Genomic DNA, 22,466 nt, shown 5'->3' on the forward strand with positions numbered 1-22,466 from the left:
GGTGTCACGTGCCTTTGTGCTGTCGACGCCGGCGGCTTTCGAGATAGCGGGCCAGGCCGGACAGGAGCATGCACATGCCGATGTAGATGGGGGCGATCACCATGACCACCGGGATGAATGGGAGGCTGTAGTCGAGGTTGGTGGCGATCTGCTTGCCGGCGTAGAGGAATTCCTCGTAGGAGATCAGGTATCCGAGCGAGGTGTCCTTGAGCGTGACCACCAACTGGCTGATGATCGTGGGCAGCATGGTGCGCACGGCCTGGGGGATCAGCACGTGGATCATCACCGAGGTCTTGCGCATCCCCAGCGCGTAGGCCGCCTCGCTCTGGCCCTTGGGGACCGCGTTGACTCCGCCCCGGAAGACCTCGGCCAGTACCGAGCCGTTGTACAGGGTCAGGCCGGCGATCAGTGCCAGGCGGGGTTCGACCTTCATCGCGATGAAGATGAAGAAGATCATCACCAGCACCGGCATGGCCCGGAAGAACTCCACCACCAGGCCCGCGACCCAGCGGATCGCCCGATGCTCGGACAGCCGCCCGGCGGCGAAGAACGCGCCGAACGCCAGGGACAACACCGCCGCCCACGCGAATACCTGGAGCGTGTGCCACAGACCGCGCAGCAACAGCTTCTGCACGCCCACGTATTGGAAGGGCGCCCACTTGTCGGCCGCGAACTGGTCCGTGTCGATCAGCTTGTAGATCACCCAGGCCAGCACGCCGAGCAGCACGGCGGTCGCGATCAAGCCGTAAGTCCGGTGCCGGGCCAGGGCCTTCGGGCCGGGGACGTCGTACAGCGCCGATGTCTCGACACTCATCGGGCCACCTCCAGACGCTTCTCCAGGAACCGGAACACCGCGCTGATCGTCAGCGTGATGATCAGATAGCCGACCGCGATCCACAGGAACGTGACGACGATGTCGTAGCCGAGTTCGTTGAGCGTGCGGTAGGTACCGAGCAGTTCGACCACGCTGAACGAACCGGCGATGGCGGTGTTCTTGGCGAGTGCGATCAGCGTGCTGCCGACCGGCGGGATCACCGCGCGCACCGCCTGCGGCAGCACGATCAGGCTGAGCGTCTGGCCGAAGTTCATGCCCAGACTCCGGGCCGCCTCGCCCTGACCGACCGGCACGGTGTTGATGCCGGCCCGCACCGCCTCGCAGATGAACGCCGAGGTGTAGCAGCCCAGGGCGAGCACGGCGAGGGTGAAGAACGGGAGCACCACGCCGAATCGGGGCAGCCCCAGGACCACCGCGAAGAACAGCAGGGTGAGCGGGGTGTTGCGCAGCACGGTCACCCACGCGCCGCCGATCAGCCGCATCGGCCGCACCGGCGAGACCCGGCACCCGGCCATCAGCACGCCCACCACCAGTGCGATCAGCCCGGCGGCCAGGGTCAGTTCGACGGTGCCGACGAAGCCCTTGCGGAACAGGGCGAAGTTGTCGAGCAGGACATTCATGGTCGACGCCTTCCGCTAGTACCGGTCCACGGGCGGCGGCGGGGGTGCCGGTACGCCGGAGAGGCCGAGAGTCGAGTCGTAGGCGCGCTTCCAGTCGCCGTTCTGTTCGTGCGCGACGATCGCGTCGTCCAGCGCGAGCCGGAAGGTGCGGTCCCCGCGCGGTACGCCGATCCCGTACGGCTCCTTGGAGAACGGCTCGCCCGCGAGACGGAGTTGGTCCGGCACCTTCGCGGCATAACCCTTGAGGATGGTGTCGTCGGTGGTCACCGCGTCGACCTGAAGGCTGATCAGGTTGTCCACGCAGACCGAGTAACTGTCGTAGGCGACGGCGGTGGCCTTGGGGTAGTTGGCCTTGATCCGCTGGTACGGCGTGGAACCGGCGACCGAGCAGACCTTCTTGCCCGCCAGGTCCTGGGGGCCGTTGATGGACTTGTCGTCCTTGCGGACCAGCAGCGCCTGACCGGCGATGTAGTACGGCCCGGCGAAGCCGACCAGCTTCTTGCGGTTGTCGTTGATCGTGTACGTCCCGACGTAGTAGTCGACATCGCCGTTCTGCAACGAGGTCTCGCGGTTGGCGGAGGTGATCGTCTTGAACTCGATCCGGTCCACCCCGAAGCCCAGTGACGCGGCCATCATCTTGGCGATCTCGACGTCGAAGCCCGAGTAGTAGCCGGTCGCCGGGTCCTGCGCCGCGACATAGGGCTGGTCCGCCTTGGTGCCGACGACCAACCTGCCGCGCGACTTGGCCGATCGGAACGTGGGCGAGTCGATGCTCACGTCGGTGGCGACCTGATACGACGGCAGGTCCTTGGGTTTGGGGCCCTTGGGCGGGGGCGTACCGGATTTGCCGCACGAGGCGAGCAACACGACGGCGAACAGGGCCGCGAGCGGCACCACGGCGGACCGGGGCCGGCGGCGCGGCGGCGCGCCGGTGCGGGCTGCGGTGCCGGTGCGGGCTGCGGTGCCGGTGCCGGTGTCGGGGCCGGTCGCGATGGCGGTGTGGGTGCGCATGTCCGATCCCCCGTCAGTGCTTGAGGATCTTGGACAGGAAGTCCTTGGCCCGGTCGGTCTCCGGGTGGTCGAAGAACTCCTCGGGCGTACGCGATTCCATGATCTGTCCGTCGGCCATGAACACGACCCGATTGGCCGCCGAGCGCGCGAAGCCCATCTCGTGGGTGACCACGACCATCGTCATGCCCTCGACGGCGAGCGTGCGCATGACCTCCAGGACCTCGTTGATCATCTCCGGGTCCAGTGCGGAGGTCGGCTCGTCGAACAGCATGACTTTGGGATCCATCGCCAACGACCGTGCGATCGCGACCCGTTGCTGCTGGCCACCGGAGAGTTGCGCCGGGTACTTGGGCGCCTGGTCGGCGAGTCCGACCCGGGCCAGGAGTTCGCGGGCCTTCTTCTCCGCCTCGGCCTTGCTGCGCTTGCGCACCTTGAGCTGAGCGAGCGTCAGGTTCTCCAGCACCGTCTTGTGCGCGAACAGGTTGAAGGACTGGAACACCATGCCGACCTCGGACCGCAGCCGGGCCAGTCCGCGTCCCTCGGCGGGCAGTGGCCGGCCGTCGATGGTGATCGTGCCGGAGTCGATCGGCTCCAGCCGGTTGATCGTGCGGCACAGCGTGGACTTGCCGGAGCCGGAGGGGCCGATCAGGACGACCACCTCGTTGCGGGCCACCGTCAGGTCGATGTCGCGGAGCACGTGCAGCGACCCGAAGTGTTTGTTCACGCCGGAGAGAACGACGAGGGGGTCTTCCGAGGTCACAGGTATCCGACTCGCCTTCGACACGGGGGCAGGGACCGTACGCAAGCGCACATGCCCGGAGGATCCACCTGTTCGGGACGAATTCAGTCGCGCCGACGACGCCAACCCCCCTAACGGCCGATAGAGTCCCCTCTCGCGGGTGATCCGACGGTCGTGCGGTGCGATACCCCGGGGATCCGCGGCGGTTCGGCGGCGGAGCGGTCGCGCCGACGGGCGGGCAGAGGTGCGATCGTGTGGAGCGGGTCGAGTCGAGGGAGCCGTCGATGGCCAAGGTCAACATCAGCCTGGACGCGAACGCCGTGATCGAGGTCATGGTCCTGTCCGGCGTCCGCAACGCACAGGACGCGATCGAGGCGGTCGTCCTCGACTACATCGCCCGCGGACATCGCACCGAGGCGCTGACCGGCAACGTCGAGGAGCACCGGCGTACGGTCGAGGAGCGCGAGCGGCGCAACCCGGTCACCGAGTAGCGCGCACCGCTCCCGGCGGTGGCCTCACCACCCTCACCCACCGCATCGTTGTCCTTTATGACCGGAGGCCCCGTACACGGGCCGAAGGGGCTGGGCGAGAATGGCGGTGACACGTGTGACACGAAGCCACACGTCGGGTCGCGGGGGAAGAGGTTGTGCGCATGCGGCTGTGGCTGACCTATTTCGCGTTCATGTCCTCGGTGGGTCTGACGAACCGTACGAGCGACCTGTGGCGCAGCGCGCGTGTGGCCGACGACGTCGTGCTCGCGTTCCGGGCGCTGCCGCTGGGCGACCCGGCGCGGCGCGGGCTGGTGCGGGCGATGGCGCTGGTGGCGATCCAGATGTGGTGCATGTCCATAGTGATCGCGGTGTCGCCCTGGTTCTCGGCGGACGGGGAGAGCCCGGCGGCGTTCGGGGGCTACCTGTCGCTGGTCGCGTTCGTGGTGGCGCTCGCGGTCGCCGTGGTCGAGCTGACGGTGATCCTGTTCAACCGGCCGCGCAATGTGGTCGCGCCGCACATGCGCGCGGAGCGCGGCGTCCTGGGGTGAGGGCGCGGGGCGGGTTCGGGGGCGGGCGCCTGGGGGCGGACGGGCCCGCGCGGACCCGACGCGCCCCGGCGCGCTGTACCCGGCTGTGCCTACGGCAACAACGCGCAGCCGCCGTAGCCCAGTACGTGTTCGCGCAGTAGTTCGCCCGTGGCCGGGTCGCGGCGGCGGAAGGCGGCGACGATCGGCTCGTGGTCGGCCGCGTTCTCGTGCAGGTCCATGCGGTACACGCGGATCGACAGCGTCGTCCAGACCTCGATGCCCAGCGCCTCCCATACCGAGCCGAGGAGCGCGTTCCCGGACGCGGCGACGATCTCGCGGTGGAAGGCCACCCCGTGCCGGACCTGCGCGGCGGCGTCACCGGCCGTCGAGGCCGCGTGCAACGCGGCGACGTGGCGATCGAGCGCGGCGAGCCGTTCGTCGTCACTGCTCGCCAGTGGCACGGCGGTGCGGTGGGCGCTGGAGGCGCGGCGGCTGCTCGCCGAGGACTGGGACGTGCGGGCCCAGGTGTGGTCGGTGACCTCGTGGACCGAACTGCGCCGCGAGGCGCTGGCCGGCGGGGAGGGCCAAGTCCCGTACATCACGCGGGCCTTGGCGGACGCGACCGGGCCGGTGGTGGCGGTGAGCGACTGGATGCGCGCCGTCCCCGACCAGATCGCGCCGTGGGCCCGGCAGGAGTGGACCTCGCTCGGCACGGACGGGTTCGGCCTGTCCGACACCCGGGCCGCGACCCGCGCCCACTTCGCGGTGGACGCGCCGTCGATCGTGATCCGCACCCTGCGGATGCTGGCCCGCCGGGGCAGGGTCAAGCCCGAGGCGCCGGAGGAGGCGATGCGGCGCTACGGCCGGTCGTCGGGGTGACCGGTGAGGTGGTCGTCCTGCCCGCACGGGAGACTGTGGGCATGACGATCACATCGGTGACAGTGCGGCGTCACGTTCCGGATCTGGACGCGGCGATCGAGTTCTACCAGCGGCTGAGCGGCGAACCGGCCACCCGGTTCGCCTTCGCCGGCCTGGAGTTGGCGGCGACCGGCCCGTTCCTGGTGTTCACCGGCCCGGACGAGCCGGCGGCCCGCTTCAGCGCCGTTGCCGCCACCCTGGGCGTCGCCGACCTGGACGCCACGATCGCCGACCTGATCGCCGCCGGCGCCGAATCGATCGCCGCCCCGACCCCGACCCCGAACGGCCGCCGCGCGGTGTTGCGGCACCCGGACGGCGCGGTATTCGAGTACGTCGGCATCTGACGCCGACGCGACCGGGGCCGCCTCCGTGGTTGGGGGCGGCCCCGGTGGCGGGTCAGTTGCCGGCGATCAGTTGTGGGGGACCGAAGGTGTTGCCGGTGGCGTCGGGGGTGTTGCCGCCGGGGAAGGTGTGGACGTTGCCGTTGGGGGTGCGGGCCCACAGGTCGGCTTTGCCGTCGCCGTCGAAGTCGCCGTCGGTGGAGACCTGGGGGTAGGCGGTGGTGTCGAAGCCGGTACCGATGAGGGTGGGCGTGGCGGTGTAGGCGTCGAGGTCGGCGGTGCCGTCGGCCTTCTTCACGGAGGCGTATTGGTAGACGTTGCCGTTGGTGCGGTCACGGACCCACAGCTCGGGCAGACCGTCTCCGGTGACGTCGCCGGGGACCATGATGTCCTGGTTTTGCCGGGTGGCGGGGCCGACGGCGACGGCCCGGTCGAAGGAGCTGGAGCTCACTGTGCCGATGAACAGCAAGAGGCGCACGTTTCCGGCGCCGTCGTCTTCGATGGTGAACAAATCGTTGGTGAATACGCCGAGTTCACCCCCTGTCGCGACGCCGTCCACGTCGCCGGCGGCCACGAGTTGCCCGACCCGAGACCAGGTCGGCGCGTAGCCGACGCACTTGCCATCGGGCTGGGTGGGATCCGCGCAACGGGAAGGCCGGTTGACCACCGACTTCTGACCCCGCTGGAAGTAGCCCGTGTCCGGGTTCGACGTGTTGCGATACATCGAGATGCCCGTGCCGTTGAAGGCGTACAGGTTGTCCGCGCGTGAGCCACCGCCACGGTGGCTGACCAGGGCGCCGGTCCACGTGTAATCGGTCATCGGGCCGTGGATGTTCGAGGAGGCGACCCTGCCGCCCGCTGCCGGATCGTCTCCCGCGCTGTGGAACCGCAGGGCTCCGGTCGGGTCGACGCTGAGCACGTCGATCTTGCCGTCACCGGAGATGTCGCCGGGCTTCGGCGCGGGCGGGTTGGGATCGCTGGGGACCGAGAACGTGTAGGTCGTTTGTTGCGAGCGGTTGCCGGCGCGGTCCACCGTTTGGGCGTAGAGGCGGTTGGCTCCCCATTGCGCCACCGTGAGCGGCGGCGTGCGCCAAGTGCCGGAGGCCGCGTCGTAGACGGCTCGTGCGGCTCCGCCGACGGGGATGGTGCCGTTGAGGGAGTATTCGACGGCGGTCACGTCCGTGTCGGATCCGGTGCCGAAGACGAACACCCCTGCCTGTCCGGCGTATTTGCCGCCGCCGTTGACCGGGAAGTCGGTGCTGGTGACGGATGGTGGGGCGGCGGCGGTGGCGTCGTAGGTGAACGTGCAGCCGGCGGCGCGGTCCGGGTCGGGGGCGTCGGCGCGGCCGGATTGGACGCTCCAGGCGTAGGTCTTGCCGTCGGAGAGCAGGGTGGCCGGGATGTACGCCTGGGCCTCGTGGGTGCCGGACGACTCCGACACCCATCCGCTGTCGAAGGTGGTCTGGTCGCCGTTCCCGACCTCGTGCAGTTCGAAGCGGGCGCCGATCAGCGGACCGTTGGCCTCGCCGACCGTCGCGAACAGGTCCAGGGTGCTGACAGGGTTGATCGCGCCGACGTAACCGCACGTTCCCGTCGAGCCGTTGATCGGCACCGGGTTCATCCGCAGGTTCGTCGGGCCGCCGGCCGCCGACACGGGGGTCGCCGAAACCGTCAGCAGGCCGCCGGCCAGGACCGCGATGGCGATGCCGCCCACCAGGGCGGGGCGTCGACGGCGGCGGTCGTGTGTGGGTTTCCTTCGGAACATGGCCATGGATGCACTCCTCGTGTCGCCGGGATCACCGGGCGAAGGAAGGCAACCAGTCGACTGGGACACCCGCAACGGGAATAGAGCCGGCGTTGATCCGCGGTTTCACGGAGGGTGGTGAGATGGGTTCGCTGGGTGCCGCAAGGGAGGCGGGATCGGCTGATTCGATTGATTTGCCGGTGCGTTGGACATTCGAGGCGGGCCGAAGGTTGTAGTGAGAGATGGCACATCGAGGTGGGCTACGGGAGGGTCGCCCAGGCGCGGCGCCTGTTGCCGCCGGAGAAGCTGTACCCCCTGCCAGCGGTGGCGCGGCGCGTGGGCGTGGACGGCTGAGCCGACGCGTGGGCCGTCAGGCGTGCGTGCCGCCGTCCACTCGGATTTCGGTGCCGGTGATGAATGCGCCGTCGTCGGAGGCGAGCATCGCGATGACGCCGGCGATGGTGTCGGGGCCGGCCATCGGGGCGCCGCCCGATTCGAGGTCGGTGGCCAGGATCGGGGAGAGCTTGGCGAACAGTTCCCAGTCGGTGTCCGCGGGGAAGTAGCCCGAAGTCGCGTCGGTGATACCGGACTTGATGCTGCCCGGGGCGACATGGACCGCGCGCAGGCCCTGCTTGCCGTATTCCAGGGCGACGGCGTGCGTGAAGGACTGGATGCCGCCCTTGCTGGCGGCGTAGGCCGCCATGTACGGGTGGGCGAAGGCCGCGGAGGTCGAGCTGAAGTTGACCACGACGCCGTTGCCGGTCTCCAGGAGCGCGGGCAGGGCCTCGCGCGTGACCGGCCGGCGTCGGGTGTCTGGTTGCGTTGGGGTGGCCTCAAGCGCCGGCCGGGCTGGATGGGGTTGCGCGGTGGGTGGGCCGGCCGGAGGTGCTTGCCGGGCTGGGGGTTTTGGCCGGCGTCGGGTGTCTGGTTGCGTTGGGGTGGCCTCAAGCGCCGGCCGGGCTGGGTGTGGGTTGCGTGGTGAGTGGGCCGGCCGGAGGTGCTTGCCGGGCTGGGCGCTTCGTCCGGCGTCGGGTGTCTGGTTGTGTTGGGGTGGCCTCAAGCGGCGGCCGGGCTGGGTGTGGGTTGCGTGGTGAGTGGGCCGACTGGGGGTGCTTGCCGGGCTGGGGGTGTGGGGAGGGCTATTGCTATGGACAGGCCGCCGTGTTGGTTGGCTTTTGTGGTTATTTGGGCCGCGTGGGCGTGGGCTATGGCTTGGACTATGGACAAGCCCAGGCCGGAGCCGTTGGCGGAGCCGGTGCGGTTGGGGCGGAAGCGGTGGAAGGGTTCGAAGAGGTCGGGGATGCGGGCGGCGGGGATTACCGGGCCCGTGTTGCGGATTCGGAACGAGCCGGGGGAGACGCCGATCGTGATGAAGCCGCCCGCGTGGTTGTGGCGGACCGCGTTTTCGATGAGATTGGTGACCAGTTGGCGAAGGAGCAGGGGGTCGCCTGCGACCGTGCTCTCGGCCAGGTTGGCGTCCACCCGGACCCCGGCCCGCTCGGCCGCCGGGCGGGTTTGGCGCAGGACGTCGGCGGTCAGTTCGTCCAGCGCGACCGGCGACGCCCGGACGTTCCCGCGCTCGCTCACCGCCAGGTTCAGCAGGCCGTCGATCAGCCGCTCCGTGCGCCGGTTCAGCGCCAGCAGGTGCTCGCGGGTCTCGACGATGTCCGCCGGCGAGTGCGGATCGGCGAGGCCGATCTCGATCGCCGTGCGCTGGATCGTGAGCGGGGTGCGCAACTCGTGTGAGGCGTTGGCGACGAACAGCCGCCGGCTGTCGAAGGATTTCTCCAGTCGATCCAGCATCCCGTCGAACGTGTCGGCGAGTTCCTTGAGTTCGTCGTCCGGCCCGGACATCGCGATCCGCTCGTGCAGATTGTGCTCGGACAACCGGCGCGCGGTCGCGGTGATGCCGTGCACCGGGCGCAGTACGCGGCCCGACATCCACCACCCGACCAGGATCGAGGCCGCCGCGAGGAGGAGCAGGGCGGCGCCGAGTACGGTCAGCAGTTGGCTCATCGTCACCTCCTGGCCGACCGAGCTGGCCCGGCGAATCCGCTCCACGGGCAGCGCGTACTGGGCGTACGCCCCCGGCTCGGCCACCTGCGCCGGCGCGTATTGGATGGAGGTGCCCGGGCTGTACGGGGCCACGTTGCCCGAGGCGTCGATCGACAACGTCCTGGCCATCGCCGTCGGCAGCCGCTGCGACACACGCTGATCGACGAACCAGTACACGATGCCCAACAGCACCGTCCCGACCACCAGCGACATGCCGCCGTACATCAGCGCCAGCCGCGCCCGCGCCGACGGCCGCCGGAACACCGCCCGTCGGAGCAGTCGCAGATCGCCCGCGAGGCCGCGCACCGTCACCACGCCGCTCATATCAGGTATCCCGCGCCGGGCACGGTCCGGATCACCTGGGGGTCGCCGAGCTTGGCCCGCAGCTTGGACATGGTCACCCGTACGGTGTTGGAGAACGGGTCGATGTTCTCGTCCCAGACCCGCTCCAGCAGTTCCTCGGCGCTGACCACCGCGCCGTCGGCCGCCATCAGCGTGGCCAGCACGGCGAATTCCTTGTGCGCGAGCCGAACGTACTCGCCGTTGCGAGTGACTTGGCGCCGCGCGCTGTCCAGCACGATGCCGTGCTTCTCCAGCACCGGCGGCACCGCCGGCGTCGCCCGGCGTCCCAATGCCTGTACACGCGCGAGGAGTTCGGCGAACTCGAACGGCTTGGGCAGGTAGTCGTCGGCGCCGAGGCGCAGCCCGGCCACCCGTTCGGGTACGGTCCCGGCGGCGGTCAGCATCAGGATCCGGGTACGCAGCCGCCCGGCCACCACCCGCCGGCAGACCTCGTCACCGTGCGTGCCGGGCAGGTCGCGGTCGAGCACGAGTACGTCGTAGTCGTTGACCGCCAGCCGCTCCAACGCGCTCTCGCCGTCGTACGCCACATCGACCGCGATCGCCGCCCGGCGCAGCCCTCGGGCTACCAGGTCGGCCAGCAGTTCCTCGTCCTCGGTCACCAGGACTCGCAAGGTTTCGTCGCTCCGCTTCGGGGCCGATGGGGGGAAATGGGCGACTTCGAATCGACCCCCACCGTTTATACGCGACCCCGTGTTAGCTCCGGATAACCAATTCGGGTGACGGCCGGGAAACCCGCCGCCACGTAGACCTGCTGTCGCACACATCCCGTCCACGACGCCGTGGGCGGTGCGTGCGACCGGACGTCCGGACCATCGGGCCGGACGACGGCGGGACCACAGGCGGGAGCGGCAGTGATGACGAGGTTCGGGCGCACGGGATCGGGACGGCCCCTGGTGTTGCGGTGGGCGGCCTGCATGGTTCTGGTGGGCGGCCTCGCCTTGACCACGGCCGCGTGCGGGGGCGACGACGGCGGGTCGGCGAAGAACAAGGTGGCCTCGGGCGGCGGCGCCGGCGGCAAGGACCAGAAGGCGGGCGGTCAGCCGGGCGCCGGCAAGGAGGACGCCAAGGCGCGCTACGAGCAGATGGTCAAGTTCGCGAGCTGCATGCGCGAGAACGGCATCGACATGCCCGACCCGGAGCAGGGCGAGGGCGGCGCGATGCGGATGCCGGCGATGACCGTGAACGGCGACATGGGCAAGACCGAGAACGCGATGAAGGCGTGCGAGAAGTTCCAGCCCAAGCAGGACTTCGACCCCAACGACCCCAAGTACAAGGAGTGGCAGGCCAAGCGGGCGGCCTGCATGCGGGAGAACGGCGTGGAGAACATGGACGACGGCGGTGGTGGTGGTGTCGCGGTGACGATCGACGGGAGTGACGACAAGGTCATGAAGGCGATCGAGATATGCAGCAAGAAGGTCCCGCCGTTCGAGAAGCAGAAGTAGGGGCCGCCTCGTGGTTTCGATCGACACCCCGCAGCAGTTCGAGGAGGAGAGCACGTCGCAGCCGGTGGCCCCGGATCGTACGGCGTACCCGCGCGAGCGGCGCCGGCGCCGGCGGCGGCGCGCACTGGCGGCGGCGCTGGTCCTGGCCTCGGCGGGCGGCGCGGCCGCGGTACTGCTGTCGGACGGCGGTGATGGCTCCGACGCATCCGCCAACCGCACGAAACTGGACGCCGTACCGGTGACCCGCGCCGATCTGGTCGACCGGCAGAACGTGGACGGCAAGCTCGGCTACGCGGGCACCTACTCGGTGAACGCGGCGCCGCCCGGCGCGGACCCGGAGACGCCGGGCGGCGGTGCGAACAAGCCGCAGAGCGGCAACGGGGGCAACTCCGGCCAGAACGCGGGCACGGGCAACAACCCCGGCGCCAACCCGGGCACGGGCAAGGGCCCCGGCACAGGCTCGACCTCAGGTGGAGGTGGAGGCTCCGCAACCGGCGGCGGCAACTCGTCGACCGGCGGCGGAAACTCGTCCGGAACCGGCAACGCTCCCGGCACCGGCAATTCCTCCGGCACCGGCAACGCACCCCCCGACGGCGGCAACAACCCCGGCCCCGGCACCATCACCTGGCTTCCCGGCGTCGGCGACACCCTTGTGCGCGGCGACCGCGTCTACGGCCGGGACGGCACCAAGGTGCCGCTGTTCTACGGCGAGACGCCGTTCTGGCGGGCGTTGTCGGTCGGTGTCGACAAGGGCGTGGACGTCCGCGAACTGGAGCAGAACCTCCAGGCGCTGGGCTACGGTGGCTTCACCGTGGACGAGAAGTTCACCGACGCGACGGCCGCCGCGTTGAAGAAGTGGCAGAAGGACATGGGTCACAAGCAGACCGGCCGGTTCGATCCCGGTGACGCGGTGGTGCTGCCCGACTCGGTCCGGGTCGGCGAGGTCAACGCCACGCTCGGCGCGAGTTCGCAGGGATCCCTGCTCAAGGCCAGTGGTACCGGCCGCCGGGTCACCGTGAACCTGCCCGTGAACAAGCAGACGCTCGCCACGAAGGGCGCCAAGGTCCAGGTCACCCTGCCCGGCGGCAAGACCGCGAGCGGCACGATCACCCAGGTCGGCACGGTGGCCAAGGAGGGCGACCAGTCCCCGGGCGCGCCCTCGGGCGGCGACAAGGCCACCATTCCCGTCGACATCGCGCTCGACCAGCCCAAGGACGCCGGCACGTTGGACGGCGCGCCGGTCACCGTCGGGTTCACCGGCAAGGAGAAGAAGGGCGTGCTCACCGTCCCGGTCAACGCGCTGCTCGCCCTCGCCGAGGGCGGCTACGCCGTCGAGGCGGTCGAACCCGACGGCGGCACCCGGCTGTTGAAGGTGGAACTCGGCATGTTCGCCAACGGACGGGTCGAGGTCACCGGCGACGGCGTGACCGAGGGACTGAAGGTCGGGGTGCCCAAGGCATGAGGAGGTACCGCAAAAGCTCGCCGGGCGGGGCCGAGTCGACGGCCCCCGGCCCCGGCGGCGCGGCGCCCGTGATCGAACTCGACGGCGTCGGCCGGTCCTACCCGGGTGGCGTGCATGCCCTGATCGACGCGAACCTGACCATCGAGGCGGGCGAACTGCTCGCGGTGGTGGGGCCGTCCGGGTCCGGCAAGTCGACGATGTTGCAACTGATGGGCACCCTCGACCGGCCGACCGAGGGTGTGGTGCGCCTGCTCGGCCACGACATCGCCGGCTTGACGGATCGTCAACTCTCCGGCGTGCGGGCGAACTGGATCGGCTTCGTGTTCCAACAGTTCTTCCTCACCGAACACTTCACCGCCGTGGACAACGTGGCCAACGGCCTCTACTACCACGGGATTCCGGTCCGCGAGCGGCGCGAACGCGCGGCCGAGGCGCTGAACCGGGTCGGTCTCGGTAGTCGACTCGACCACGTGCCACGGGAGTTGTCCGGCGGCGAGCGGCAGCGGGTGGCGATCGCCCGCGCGCTGGTGGCCCGTCCCGCGCTGGTGTTGGCGGACGAGCCGACCGGTGCGCTGGACTCGCGCTCCGGCGCCACGGTGATGCGGCTGCTGCACGAACTGCACGCGGACGGCACCACGATCGTGGTGATCACGCACGACCCGGGCATCGCCCGGTCGTTGCCCCGGCGGGTGGAGATCCTGGACGGCCGGATCCACGCGGACAGCGGCGTGCCGAGCGCGCAGCCGGCGGGGGTGGCCGGATGGTGATCCTCGGCCGGGACCGGGGCCCCCGGTCCACACTCGTCCCGCTGCCGGACACCGCCCGGCTCGGTCCGGTCGACGTGGTCCGGGTCGGCCTGCTCGGTGTGCGCGGTCGGCCGATGCGCGCGATCCTGTCCGGTCTGGGCATCGCCATCGGGATCGCCGCGATGGTCGCCGTCCTGGGCATCGGCGCGGCCAGTCAGGCCCGGTTGATGGACCAGATCCGCAGCCTGGGCACGAACATGCTCTCGGTCGGACCGGGCGAGAACATGTTCGGTACCCGGCTGCAACTGCCCGAGGAGGCCGTGGACATGGTGCGCCGGATCGGTCCGGTGACCTCGGCGAGCGCGACCGCCCAACTCGAGGGCCGGAGCGTACGCCGCACCGATCGGATCGACCCGCGCGAGACCAAGGGCATCACCGTCGCGGCGGCCCGCGAGGATCTGCTCGGCACGATCGGCGGCCGGGTCGGCAAGGGGCAGTGGTTCAACGCGGCCACCTCCCGCTACCCCACGGTCGTGCTCGGCGCACGGGCGGCGGAACTGCTCGGGGTCGACGGGCCGAACCGGCAGGTGTGGATCGGCGACCGCTGGTTCACCGTGATCGGCGTGCTGAAGCCGGTACCGCTGGCCCCCGAGGTGGACCGGTCCGCGCTGGTCGGCTGGCAGGGCGCCAAGGACCTGCTCGGCTTCGACGGGCACCCGACCCGGATCTACGAGCGCTCCGACGAGAACGCGGTGAACAACGTCCGCGACGTGCTCGCGGCGACGGCCAACCCGGCCGATCCCGGCGCGGTCAAGGTGAGCCGTCCGTCGGACGCGCTGGAGGCGCAGTTGGCCGCCAAGAACACCTTCACCGGCCTGTTCGTCGGACTCGGCGCGGTGGCACTGCTCGTCGGCGGGGTCGGGGTGGCCAACACGATGGTCATCTCGGTACTGGAACGCCGCCAGGAGATCGGTCTGCGGCGGGCACTGGGCGCCGGGCGCGGGCAGATCCGCCTCCAGTTCCTGACCGAGGCGGTGACCCTGTCCGGCCTCGGCGGGGTGGCCGGCGTGCTGCTCGGGCTGATCGTGACGAGCGGGTACGCGCATGCGAAGGGGTGGCCGCTGGTACTGCCGTGGCCGGCCATCCTGGGCGGCGTCGCGGCATCGGTGGCGATCGGCGCACTGGCGGGGTTGTACCCGGCCGGACGCGCGGCGCGGCTGCCACCCACGGAGGCGCTGAACGGGGCCTGACGGAGGCGCTGAACGGAGCCTGGAGGTGCGGACGCGGCCCGGGCCGGCCGCCGATCGGGTGGAGCTGGGCAAAGGCTGGGCAATTCCTGAGTGTTGGCTGGGCAAGATTTCACCCCCGCTCCCACAGACTCGAGCCACCGACCGTCGACGAGACCGTCCGACTGCGGATATCACCCTCCGCGTTCGGACGGTTTCGCCATGTGTGGGCCCGAGTTGGTGATTCCCGTGCTGCCGGAGGCCGGCCAACCGATCGGATGGGTCGGTCGATTCCGGCGTTACCGAAGCGGTGCGTTCCGCATCAGTGCAGGTGGGAGCGGGAGAGGAGGCGCAACGTACGACCAGATGATGACGTCGCCCCGGTCATGTCATCGATTCGGTTGACAGTGGCCGACGGCGAAAGTCGGTAATCTTTGAGACGGAAAAGCGGTTCACCACCCCCGCATCGCCCGGTCGACCGGAATCTGTCGCAACCGCGGAGCGCCCGCCCTGCGTCAACCCACCCGACCGGTGTGTCGTGTCCTCGTCCTACGATGACGCAGCAGAGGGCAGGGCGTGGTGAACACCACATCACCACCGGCTCGGGTCCGGTGCTGTCGGACTCGACGAGTCGTTGGGGGTTGATCAGCAGTGTTGCGCGTTCTCGACGATCGCCGGGACGACGGCGAGGATATCGCCGCCGGCGGGTCCGCGCCTGCGGGCACCCTCATCGAGTCACGGCGGCCCGACGCGGCGGAGACGACCGGCGGAACCGAGACGACGACCCCCTCGAAGGTGGACCGCGGCGGTGTCCGCGGCGTGTTGTGGTCCGCTCCGTGGCAACTGCTCCTGTTCCTGTGGCGGACGTTGTGCGGCGAGTGGCGCGGCATCGTGGCCGACCCGGTGCGCCAGTTGTGGCGCAGTCGCGGCAAGGGTCTCGCGCTCGCCGTGGTGGCCAGCTCGGCGGTGATCTTCTTCCACGCGATCGGGCAGACCCCGGCCGGCAAGACCGTGGTCCGGCTCGTCGGTGGCGTCAGCGCCGACCTGCCGCTGTGGTTGGCGCTGCTGCGCACGCCGATCTCGCTGTTCGTGCCCGCGCTGAACCTGCCGGTGTGGGCCGGCATCACCCAGCTCTTCCTGGCGTTCGCGATCGCCCAGCTCTCGCTCGGCGCGGGCCGCACGCTGATGGTCGCCTACGTGACCACGCTCGCGGGCACGATGGGCGCCCGGATCATGATCGCGATCGGCCCGGACCACGCGCTCGGCCTGCCGTCCTCGGCGGCGCACGTGCTGGACACCGGTCCGTCGGCGGCCGTGGTGGGCCTGTTCACGTATCTCTCGATCATCCACCGCGCGCCCATACTCTTCACCATCACCGGCGGGTCGATGGTCCTGGAGTCGATCATCCTGCCCAACCTCGCCGGCCGTGAGCACCTGATCGCGGTGGGTGCGGCGATCGTGCTCGGTCTGCTCGCGGGGCGGACCCGGCCGGGGTGGTTGGCCTGGACGGACGGGCCCCGGGAGCGGGTGCGGGCCGTGCTGGCGGTACCGGTGGCCAAGGTGCGCATGCTCGGCGCGATGCCGGGTGTGTGGCTGCGGGCCAGGCGGGACGTGCGACGCGAGGCGACGGCGGTGCCGGTGCCGGTGGGCACGGTGGACCTGCGCAAGGCCGACCTGAACGGGGTCGTCGCCGGGCGGGCGCGCGAGAACGCGTAGCCGGATCGGGCGAAAGCGGCGGGCATGCGCGGGGCGCGTGCCCGCCTTTCGTTTGCCTTTCGTGTGGCCTTCGTATGGCCTTCGTGTGGCTTTCGGCTGCCCTCGATAGTGGTCTAGACCAATATTGCCCGGTGCTCGGCGCGGTGGATACCTTCGGGACACCGCGCCGGAGGCCGTTCCGGGGCGGGTCGCCGCAGTCCGGAGGTAGCACCCGCATGCTCGATTCCCCCGTGCCCGGGTCGGTGATGGCCCGTGAGATCGCGGCGCAGCCCGAGGGGTTGGCGCGGATCCTGGCCGACGGGCTCGGGCCGATCCGGGCCGCCGCGGCCGAGATCCGGGCCCGCGACCCGAGGTTCGTCCTGTTCACCGGGCGCGGGACGTCCGACAACGCCGGGCTGTACGCGCGCTACCTCACCGAGGTCCTGCTCGGCCTGCCCGCCGGGCTCACCTCGATGTCCACCACGACCGCGTACCGTGCTCGGCAACGGCTCGCCGATTGCCTGGTCGTGACGGTGAGCCAGTCGGGGGGTTCGCCGGACCTGATCGCCTCCGCCCGACAGGCCCGCGAGGACGGCGCGTTCACCCTGGCGGTGACCAACAACGCCGATTCGGTGCTGGCGCAGGAGTCCGATCTGCACCTGGACGTGCTGGCCGGCCCCGAACTCGCGCTGCCCGCGACCAAGACGTACACGGCCGAACTGCTCACGCTGTTCCTGCTCGTGGACCACATCCGGGGCGGTACGGGGGAGGCGGCTCTCGGGTTGCCCGCCGCGGCTCGGGCGATCCTGGAGCGGCAGGCGGAGATCGAGGCGCCGGCCGAGCGGTACCGGTTCGCGGACCGGCTCGTGGCGACCGCGCGCGGCTACGGGTATCCGACCGCGTGCGAGGCGGCGTTGAAGATCATGGAAACCAGCTACATCGGCGCCCAGGCGTTCTCCGGCGCGGACCTCATGCACGGGCCGCTCGCGATCGTGGACCGGGGCTGGCCGGTACTGGCGGTGGCGCCGGAGGGTGCGGGCGGCCGAGCGCTGCGGCCGGTGCTGGACCGGCTGCGCGAGCGCGGCGCGGACCTGTTCGTGGTCGGCGCGGCCGAGCCGGTGGCCGAGTACGGCCGGGGCTTCGTGTTGCCGGGCGGGGTGGCCGAGGAGGTGTTGCCGATCCTGGAGATCCTGCCGCTGCAACTGCTCGCGCGCGAGATCGCGTTGGGGCGCGGGTGCGACCCGGACGCGCCGCGGGCGCTGGCGAAGGTGACGGAGACGCGGTAGTCGGGGGCGGGCTCGGGTGGCGCTACCCCGGGCCCGCGCCGTTGTCAGGCCGTGCGGTCCAGGTTCATCGACGCCTCGCGGGCGTCCAGGAGTTCGTCCCAGTGGGCCGCGGCCCACTCGCAGGCGGCGGCCATCGGGACCAGCATGCCGCGCCCCAGCGGAGTGAGGGCGTAGGTCACCCGACGGACCGGGGTCTCGGACGCGGTACGGCTGATCAGGCCGTCGCGTTCGAGCGCGCGCAGGGACTGGGTGAGCACCTTCGCGGTGACGCCGTGCATCGGTACGCGCAACTCGGAGAAGCGGCGCGGACCGCCCTCCAGGCAGCGGATGATCATCCCCGCCCACTTGTCGCCGAACCGGATCGGGGGCAGGTTCGACGGGCAGACCGGGTCGAACATGTCCGCGCGCAGTGGTTCCCCTGTGAGTTCCCTCGTGGCCTCGCTCATGTGTGCACCGTAGTCGGTACCCAGGAGGTAACCACGACCCCGGATAGCGTGCGCGGCGGTGGTCGACACAGGGATCGACCCGGGGATACGGGGTGTTTTCGATGAGCGAGATCATCGTCTTCGGCGCAGGTGGTCGAACCGGTCGGGCCGCGATCGCGGAGGCGTTGCGGCGCGGGTACGGGGTGACCGCGGTGGTGCGTGAACCGGCGAAGTACGGGGACCTGGCCGAGGCGCGGGTGCGCGTGGTCGCCGGTGACGTGACGGACGCGGACGCGGTGGCCGAACTCGCGGCGGGTCACGACGGGGCGATCGCGGCGGTGTACGACCCGGCGGCGCCGACGGCGGACTTCTTCACACGCGCCGTGCGGGCGCTGCGCGACGGGCTCGACCGGGCGGGCGTGCGGCGGCTGGTGTGGGTGGGGCTGGCCTCGGTGTTGCCGACGGCGTCCGGTGTGTTGTTGATGGACACGGCGGGATATCCGCAGGAGCACCGGCAGTTCTACCTGGCACACGGGGAGGGCAACGCGGTGCTGCGCGAGGCGGGCGGCGGGCCGGACTGGGTCGTGTTGAGTCCGGCCGGCGACTTCGATCACGCCGGTACGCGCACCGGCGTGTGGCGGCGGGCCGACGGTGACGCCGAAAGCCGGGTCTCCTACCCCGACTTCGCCATCGCGCTGCTCGACGAGCTGGACACCCCCACCCTGCACGGCGTGCACGTCGGGATCGCGGACGGCCGATGACCGGGCGGGCGCTCGGCGAGCGGGCGGCGGACAGCCCCGACCCGTGGGCGGGTGGGGATTGAAGACACGCCCTAGGTGTATTCACCCGTGAGGTTGGTGACGCGGCTGGCGGGTGGTTGGCCCTTGAGTGCGGTGTGTCCGCGGTGGTGATTGTAGGAGTGGAGCCAGGCGGGGAAGGCTTCGCGTCGCTCCGTCTCGGTGCGGTAGGGCTGCGCGTAGGCCCATTCGTCGAGGAGGGTGCGGTTGAACCGCTCGACCTTGCCGTTGGTCTGCGGCCGATACGGGCGCGTGCGCTTGTGCGATATCCCTTGTGCCGCAAGGGAGTTGCGCCACAGGTACGACTTGTAGCAGGAGCCGTTGTCGGTCAGGACCCGTCGGACGACGATGCCGCATGAGGCGAAGTAGGCGTGCGCTCTGCTCCAGAAGGCGACGGCGGTTTCCTTCTTCTCGTCGGTGAGGATTTCGGTGTAGGCGAGGCGGGAGTGGTCGTCGACGGCGTTGTGGAGGTAGGCATATCCGGCGCCGGAGCGGGTCTTGCGTCCGGCGGCGCGGCCGAGCGTCTTGTGGCCGCCGCCGTCGGGGATGTTGCCGAGCTTCTTGATGTCGACGTGGACCAGGTCGCCGGGGGCCGCGTGTTCGTAGCGGCGGATCACCCGTCCGGTCGCCCGGTCGAGGTGGGCCAGGCGGGCGAGGCCATAGCGGGTCAGGACGCGGTGGACGGTCGCCGGGTTCAGCCCGAGGAGGTACGCGATCCGCGCCGGGCCCCAACGGCGCAGGACGCGGACCTTGACGATGCGGCGTTCGGTGCGGCTCGGGGTGCGGCGCGGGCTGTGGTGCGGCCTGGAGGAGCGGTCGACCATCCCGGCCTCGCCGGACTCGCGGTAGCGGGCGGCCCATCGGGCTGCGGTGGTCACCGACACCTGGAAGCGTTCGGCCGCGCGTCGCAGGGGCCATCGGTCGTCGACGACGCAACGAGCGAGGCGCAGGCGTCCGGTCTCGGTCAGCGGTGCATTACGGTGGGGCATGAGGGCCTTCTGATCGTTCGGTGGAGATGTCGCAATCCACACCGAACCCGGAAGGCCCTCACTCGTTCAAGATCACAACGACGTGCGATCCGTCACCAACCTCCGTGGGCAATACACCTAGGCCCTTGCCGAGCCGGTGTGTTCGACGGCGAAGAGGCGGTGTTCGGCGCGGTCGAGGGCGACGCGGACGGCGCCCAGGGCCACGCCGTCGGCGCCGAGGGCGGACAGTTCGACGCGCGGCATGCGCAGGCACAGGCGTTCCAGTTCGGCGGTCAGGGGCGGTACGGCGTCGGCGAGGCCGGCCGCCCAGCCGCCGATGACCACGATCTCCGGGTCGAGGGCCAGGACCAGCGCGGTGACGTCGTGGATCAGGCGCTGGACGAACCGGTCCACCGCCTCGCCCGCGGTGCGGTCGCCCTCGGCCGCGTGCCGGAACACCTCGCCGACGGCCGCCTCGTCCAGCGGCGGCAGGGGGGTGCCGGTGGTGGAGAGCAGGTTCTCCGGGGTGACCTGGCGGCCGAGCAGGTGCAGCGCGCCGATCTCGCCGGCCGCGCCGCCGAAGCCGCGGTGCAGCCGACCGTTGATGAACGAGCCGGCGCCGGGGCTGAGGCCGGCCATCACGTAGACGATGTCGTCGGAGCCGACCGCCACGCCCTTCCAGCGCTCGCCGATCGCGGCCAGGTTGGCGTCGTTCTCCACCTGGACCGGACAGCTGAACGAGCGGCCGAGCCGGCCGCCGAGGTCCAGGCCGGTCCAGCCGGGCATCGCCGACGACAGGGTGACCACACCCTCGGTGTCCACGATGCCGGGGGTGCCGACGCCCACGCCCCAGAGCGAATTGCGCGAGACCTGGGCCCGCCGCAGCGTCTCGCTGACCGTGGCGCGGACCCGTTCCAGGCGGTCCTCGGCCTCGCAGCCCTCCTCGACGGTGCGGGCGGCGCGGCCGATGATGGTGCCGCCGAGGTCGGCGAGGACGACCCGGATGCGGTGTACGCCGACGTCGATGCCGAGCAGGTGGCCGGCCTCCGCGTGGAACCGGAAGCGCCGTGCGGGACGGCCGCGCGGACGGCTGCCGTCCTCGCCCTCGGCGGTGGTGGTCTCCACGACCAGGCCCTCGGCGAGCAGACCGTCGACGACGCCCTCGACGGTGGGTCGGGACAGACCGGTGGCCTCCATCAGGGCGGTCACCGTCAGCACCTCGCCGCCGCGCAACGCACGCAGGGTCGCCGCGGAATTGATCCGCCGGACCACGGAGGAATCCCCGCCGGTCGCCTGTGCCACAGCTCTTGTCCTCTCCCCGCGTCGTCACACGGGACGTTCGTCCGGGCCGCCGCGCCCGTCATGCACGCCGTCGTCGCTCAGGCGCGGATGGTACCCAGATTTCGGGTCGGGATCAGGACGCGGGCCGCAGCGCGGTCGGCCCGGCCTCGGCGAAGGCGAGCCGGCAGGTGTCGGCGCGGTAGGTGGCCACGGTGACCGCGGCGGTGCGGCCGAGCGCGGTGTACGTCGTCGTCACGACCAGGACGGCGGTACCCGGCGGACGCTCCAGGTAGCGCGCCTCCTCAGCCTCGGCCACGGCCAACTCGACCGCGCGGTGCCGTCCTTCGAGGCGGTGGCCGCGCAGCTGACGCAACATCAGCGAGGCCCGCTCGAAGTTCGGGACGCGGGTGGAGAGGGAGGGCACGACGGCTCGCGAGACGTAGAGGCACTCCAGGCCGACCACCTGGCGCATGGAGAACTGGCGCCGGCGCAGGCGGTGGACCAGGGCCGAGGGGCGGCCCTTGAGGGTGTCGGCGAATTCCTCGGTGACCGGCACGGTGGCGCAGTCGATCACCTCGCGGTCGCGCAGGTCCACGCCCGGCCAGCCCTCGCCGTCGGCGCCGAGGGAGACGTCGACGCGAGGGCCGGCGACCGTGGTGCCCGCGCCGCGCTTGCGGACCAGGCGGCCTTCCAGCTCGAGCTGCTCCAGGGCGTGTCGGAGGGTGGCCCGGGCGACCCCGAAGCGCGCGGCGAGGTCGCGCTCGTTGGGGAGGATGTCGCCGGAGTTGAAGTCCTCGTCGATCGCCTTGAGCAGGGAGGTGCGCAGTTGCCAGTACTTGGGTTCGCCGAAGACCGCCGTCTCGTCCGGCATTGTCGCCATGCTGCTCACGGACGCCCCCTCGGCTCTCCGACGCCTGCTCGGCGCGGATTTATTGCATGCTCGGTTTACTAAAGACGGTTGAATATAACCGCGTCGGACCACGAAAGGTCCAGACCAAGTCGGATGAACTTCCCGGTGACCTGTCTCACATCGCCACATGCGACGCGATACCTCCTGCTCGACCTGCGCGAAGCACGCACCCCGCCGGGGTGGGCGTGGGGGTGAGGGAATCGCGGGGGAGCCGAAGGCCGGGTCGGATTCCGGCGGGCAGCACGCTCGGGCCACACCCCCGACGCGGCCTCACGCCCCCACCCTGCGGCACGGCGGGAACCACCCGACGACTTGGTTTGCTCACGCCGGGAACGCCCGGACGAACATTCGGGGACGAGCCGTCGAGGCCGAGGCGCGCGTAGCACGTCGCCAGGCGTCGCGTCGGTCCGCCTCCGTCTGCCTCGGCGGCCCCGACGGTCGGCGGGCGCGGGCGCGGGCGGCGGGCGGCGGCAAAATTGGTCCAGTCCAATGTATTGACGGTGCGGGAGGGGAGGGCCACGCTTTGGCCATTGGTCTATACCAAGTCCCCCACAGGAGTCCCCCGTGGCACGTCGTTTCGTCCC

General features: G+C 70.8%; 22 protein-coding genes and 2 pseudogenes. 11 read left to right on the forward strand and 13 right to left on the reverse strand.

The window, feature by feature from the left end; genetic code table 11:
- Positions 1-4: 4 nt before the first annotated feature.
- The 4 genes from ACMXN5_RS27980 to ACMXN5_RS27995 are packed head-to-tail and all read right to left on the reverse strand — an operon-like array spanning position 5 to position 3,226.
- A complete protein-coding gene (locus ACMXN5_RS27980; RefSeq protein WP_439677556.1) occupies positions 5-814 on the reverse strand; it encodes an amino acid ABC transporter permease in 810 nt (269 codons plus the stop codon).
- Positions 811-1,455 (reverse strand): amino acid ABC transporter permease, encoded by a 645-nt coding sequence (locus ACMXN5_RS27985; RefSeq protein WP_439677557.1) that lies wholly within the window; start codon positions 1,453-1,455, stop codon positions 811-813. The genes ACMXN5_RS27980 and ACMXN5_RS27985 overlap by 4 nt, the downstream gene beginning before the upstream one ends.
- A 15-nt stretch (positions 1,456-1,470) precedes the next feature.
- Complete coding sequence (locus tag ACMXN5_RS27990) at positions 1,471-2,466, reverse strand: glutamate ABC transporter substrate-binding protein (RefSeq protein WP_439677558.1); 996 nt, start codon at positions 2,464-2,466, stop codon at positions 1,471-1,473.
- 13 nt (positions 2,467-2,479) lie between these two features.
- Positions 2,480-3,226: an amino acid ABC transporter ATP-binding protein gene (locus ACMXN5_RS27995; protein ID WP_439677559.1), complete on the reverse strand. Its 747-nt coding sequence runs from the start codon at positions 3,224-3,226 to the stop codon at positions 2,480-2,482.
- Positions 3,227-3,489: 263 nt separating this feature from the next.
- Here ACMXN5_RS27995 and ACMXN5_RS28000 point away from each other — a divergent pair, with 263 nt between their 5' ends.
- Positions 3,490-3,696, forward strand: coding sequence for a DUF2191 domain-containing protein (locus tag ACMXN5_RS28000; protein WP_078979074.1), 207 nt, complete (start codon positions 3,490-3,492; stop codon positions 3,694-3,696).
- A 161-nt stretch (positions 3,697-3,857) separates the two neighbouring features.
- Positions 3,858-4,244 (forward strand): hypothetical protein, encoded by a 387-nt coding sequence (locus ACMXN5_RS28005; RefSeq protein WP_439677560.1) that lies wholly within the window; start codon positions 3,858-3,860, stop codon positions 4,242-4,244.
- A gap of 89 nt (positions 4,245-4,333) precedes the next feature.
- On the opposite strand, the gene ACMXN5_RS28010 is transcribed toward ACMXN5_RS28005, so the two are convergent.
- Positions 4,334-4,684 (reverse strand): FCD domain-containing protein, encoded by a 351-nt coding sequence (locus ACMXN5_RS28010; RefSeq protein ID WP_439677561.1) that lies wholly within the window; start codon positions 4,682-4,684, stop codon positions 4,334-4,336.
- On the opposite strand from ACMXN5_RS28010, the pseudogene ACMXN5_RS28015 reads away from it, so the two are divergent.
- A pseudogene (locus ACMXN5_RS28015) lies at positions 4,668-5,102 on the forward strand (transketolase-like TK C-terminal-containing protein); the annotation flags it as partial. The gene ACMXN5_RS28010 and the pseudogene ACMXN5_RS28015 overlap by 17 nt on opposite strands.
- A 41-nt stretch (positions 5,103-5,143) precedes the next feature.
- The gene (locus tag ACMXN5_RS28020; protein WP_439677562.1) at positions 5,144-5,485 is read left to right on the forward strand and encodes a VOC family protein; all 342 of its coding nucleotides are present in this window, start codon (positions 5,144-5,146) and stop codon (positions 5,483-5,485) included.
- A gap of 52 nt (positions 5,486-5,537) precedes the next feature.
- Here ACMXN5_RS28020 and ACMXN5_RS28025 read toward each other — a convergent pair whose 3' ends face one another.
- From ACMXN5_RS28025 to ACMXN5_RS28040, 4 genes and pseudogenes are all read right to left on the reverse strand, one after another.
- The gene (locus ACMXN5_RS28025) at positions 5,538-7,253 is read right to left on the reverse strand and encodes an FG-GAP repeat domain-containing protein (RefSeq protein WP_439677563.1); all 1,716 of its coding nucleotides are present in this window, start codon (positions 7,251-7,253) and stop codon (positions 5,538-5,540) included.
- A gap of 343 nt (positions 7,254-7,596) precedes the next feature.
- Positions 7,597-8,022 (reverse strand): annotated as a pseudogene (locus tag ACMXN5_RS28030) (SDR family NAD(P)-dependent oxidoreductase); the annotation flags it as partial.
- Positions 8,023-8,282: 260 nt separating this feature from the next.
- Positions 8,283-9,605 carry a sensor histidine kinase gene (locus ACMXN5_RS28035; RefSeq protein ID WP_439677564.1) on the reverse strand — a complete coding sequence of 441 codons (1,323 nt, stop codon included), beginning with the start codon at positions 9,603-9,605 and terminating at the stop codon, positions 8,283-8,285.
- The gene (locus tag ACMXN5_RS28040) at positions 9,602-10,255 is read right to left on the reverse strand and encodes a response regulator transcription factor (RefSeq protein WP_395790807.1); all 654 of its coding nucleotides are present in this window, start codon (positions 10,253-10,255) and stop codon (positions 9,602-9,604) included. The genes ACMXN5_RS28035 and ACMXN5_RS28040 overlap by 4 nt, the downstream gene beginning before the upstream one ends.
- A 243-nt stretch (positions 10,256-10,498) precedes the next feature.
- On the opposite strand from ACMXN5_RS28040, the gene ACMXN5_RS28045 reads away from it, so the two are divergent.
- From ACMXN5_RS28045 to ACMXN5_RS28070, 6 genes are all read left to right on the forward strand, one after another.
- On the forward strand, positions 10,499-11,086 hold the full coding sequence (locus tag ACMXN5_RS28045) for a hypothetical protein (RefSeq protein ID WP_439677565.1): 588 nt from the start codon (positions 10,499-10,501) through the stop codon (positions 11,084-11,086).
- A 10-nt stretch (positions 11,087-11,096) separates the two neighbouring features.
- Positions 11,097-12,548 carry a peptidoglycan-binding protein gene (locus ACMXN5_RS28050; protein ID WP_439677566.1) on the forward strand — a complete coding sequence of 484 codons (1,452 nt, stop codon included), beginning with the start codon at positions 11,097-11,099 and terminating at the stop codon, positions 12,546-12,548.
- A complete protein-coding gene (locus ACMXN5_RS28055; protein WP_439677567.1) occupies positions 12,545-13,315 on the forward strand; it encodes an ABC transporter ATP-binding protein in 771 nt (256 codons plus the stop codon). Before ACMXN5_RS28050 ends, ACMXN5_RS28055 begins: the two co-directional genes overlap by 4 nt.
- Positions 13,309-14,544: an ABC transporter permease gene (locus ACMXN5_RS28060; protein ID WP_395790799.1), complete on the forward strand. Its 1,236-nt coding sequence runs from the start codon at positions 13,309-13,311 to the stop codon at positions 14,542-14,544. The genes ACMXN5_RS28055 and ACMXN5_RS28060 overlap by 7 nt, the downstream gene beginning before the upstream one ends.
- Positions 14,545-15,171: 627 nt before the next feature.
- On the forward strand, positions 15,172-16,236 hold the full coding sequence (locus ACMXN5_RS28065) for a hypothetical protein (protein WP_439677568.1): 1,065 nt from the start codon (positions 15,172-15,174) through the stop codon (positions 16,234-16,236).
- Between the two features lie 215 nt (positions 16,237-16,451).
- Positions 16,452-17,501 (forward strand): SIS domain-containing protein, encoded by a 1,050-nt coding sequence (locus tag ACMXN5_RS28070; RefSeq protein ID WP_439677569.1) that lies wholly within the window; start codon positions 16,452-16,454, stop codon positions 17,499-17,501.
- A gap of 44 nt (positions 17,502-17,545) precedes the next feature.
- Here ACMXN5_RS28070 and ACMXN5_RS28075 read toward each other — a convergent pair whose 3' ends face one another.
- Positions 17,546-17,947: a winged helix-turn-helix transcriptional regulator gene (locus ACMXN5_RS28075; protein WP_439677570.1), complete on the reverse strand. Its 402-nt coding sequence runs from the start codon at positions 17,945-17,947 to the stop codon at positions 17,546-17,548.
- Between the two features lie 101 nt (positions 17,948-18,048).
- On the opposite strand from ACMXN5_RS28075, the gene ACMXN5_RS28080 reads away from it, so the two are divergent.
- Entirely contained in the window at positions 18,049-18,687 is a 639-nt protein-coding gene (locus ACMXN5_RS28080) for an NAD(P)-dependent oxidoreductase (RefSeq protein WP_439677571.1), read from the forward strand.
- Between the two features lie 71 nt (positions 18,688-18,758).
- Here the strand turns inward: ACMXN5_RS28080 and ACMXN5_RS28085 are convergent, their stop codons facing one another.
- The 3 genes from ACMXN5_RS28085 to ACMXN5_RS28095 all read right to left on the reverse strand — a co-directional run bounded on the left by ACMXN5_RS28085 (position 18,759) and on the right by ACMXN5_RS28095 (position 21,852).
- A complete protein-coding gene (locus ACMXN5_RS28085) occupies positions 18,759-19,712 on the reverse strand; it encodes an IS481 family transposase (RefSeq protein ID WP_439677572.1) in 954 nt (317 codons plus the stop codon).
- 117 nt (positions 19,713-19,829) lie between these two features.
- Positions 19,830-20,993: an ROK family transcriptional regulator gene (locus ACMXN5_RS28090; RefSeq protein WP_439677573.1), complete on the reverse strand. Its 1,164-nt coding sequence runs from the start codon at positions 20,991-20,993 to the stop codon at positions 19,830-19,832.
- Between the two features lie 112 nt (positions 20,994-21,105).
- Positions 21,106-21,852: a GntR family transcriptional regulator gene (locus ACMXN5_RS28095; protein WP_078974328.1), complete on the reverse strand. Its 747-nt coding sequence runs from the start codon at positions 21,850-21,852 to the stop codon at positions 21,106-21,108.
- Positions 21,853-22,466 lie beyond the last annotated feature (614 nt).

Origin of the sequence: Embleya australiensis, assembly GCF_051903075.1 — a bacterium.
Taxonomy (GTDB): Bacteria; Actinomycetota; Actinomycetes; order Streptomycetales; family Streptomycetaceae; genus Embleya.

What these genes read in the sequence shown, in the direction of transcription:
- ACMXN5_RS28070 (WP_439677569.1), top strand. Translation starts at nt 16,452, where the DNA reads ATGCTCGATTCCCCCGTGCCCGGGTCGGTGATGGCCCGTGAGATCGCG.
- ACMXN5_RS28005 (WP_439677560.1), top strand. Translation starts at nt 3,858, where the DNA reads ATGCGGCTGTGGCTGACCTATTTCGCGTTCATGTCCTCGGTGGGTCTG.
- ACMXN5_RS28055 (WP_439677567.1), top strand. Translation starts at nt 12,545, where the DNA reads ATGAGGAGGTACCGCAAAAGCTCGCCGGGCGGGGCCGAGTCGACGGCC.
- ACMXN5_RS27980 (WP_439677556.1), bottom strand. Translation starts at nt 814, where the DNA reads ATGAGTGTCGAGACATCGGCGCTGTACGACGTCCCCGGCCCGAAGGCC.
- ACMXN5_RS27985 (WP_439677557.1), bottom strand. Translation starts at nt 1,455, where the DNA reads ATGAATGTCCTGCTCGACAACTTCGCCCTGTTCCGCAAGGGCTTCGTC.
- ACMXN5_RS28025 (WP_439677563.1), bottom strand. Translation starts at nt 7,253, where the DNA reads ATGGCCATGTTCCGAAGGAAACCCACACACGACCGCCGCCGTCGACGC.
- ACMXN5_RS28075 (WP_439677570.1), bottom strand. Translation starts at nt 17,947, where the DNA reads ATGAGCGAGGCCACGAGGGAACTCACAGGGGAACCACTGCGCGCGGAC.
- ACMXN5_RS28095 (WP_078974328.1), bottom strand. Translation starts at nt 21,852, where the DNA reads ATGGCGACAATGCCGGACGAGACGGCGGTCTTCGGCGAACCCAAGTAC.
- ACMXN5_RS28085 (WP_439677572.1), bottom strand. Translation starts at nt 19,712, where the DNA reads ATGCCCCACCGTAATGCACCGCTGACCGAGACCGGACGCCTGCGCCTC.
- ACMXN5_RS28060 (WP_395790799.1), top strand. Translation starts at nt 13,309, where the DNA reads ATGGTGATCCTCGGCCGGGACCGGGGCCCCCGGTCCACACTCGTCCCG.
- ACMXN5_RS28045 (WP_439677565.1), top strand. Translation starts at nt 10,499, where the DNA reads ATGACGAGGTTCGGGCGCACGGGATCGGGACGGCCCCTGGTGTTGCGG.
- ACMXN5_RS27990 (WP_439677558.1), bottom strand. Translation starts at nt 2,466, where the DNA reads ATGCGCACCCACACCGCCATCGCGACCGGCCCCGACACCGGCACCGGC.
- ACMXN5_RS28080 (WP_439677571.1), top strand. Translation starts at nt 18,049, where the DNA reads ATGAGCGAGATCATCGTCTTCGGCGCAGGTGGTCGAACCGGTCGGGCC.
- ACMXN5_RS28000 (WP_078979074.1), top strand. Translation starts at nt 3,490, where the DNA reads ATGGCCAAGGTCAACATCAGCCTGGACGCGAACGCCGTGATCGAGGTC.
- ACMXN5_RS28035 (WP_439677564.1), bottom strand. Translation starts at nt 9,605, where the DNA reads ATGAGCGGCGTGGTGACGGTGCGCGGCCTCGCGGGCGATCTGCGACTG.
- ACMXN5_RS28020 (WP_439677562.1), top strand. Translation starts at nt 5,144, where the DNA reads ATGACGATCACATCGGTGACAGTGCGGCGTCACGTTCCGGATCTGGAC.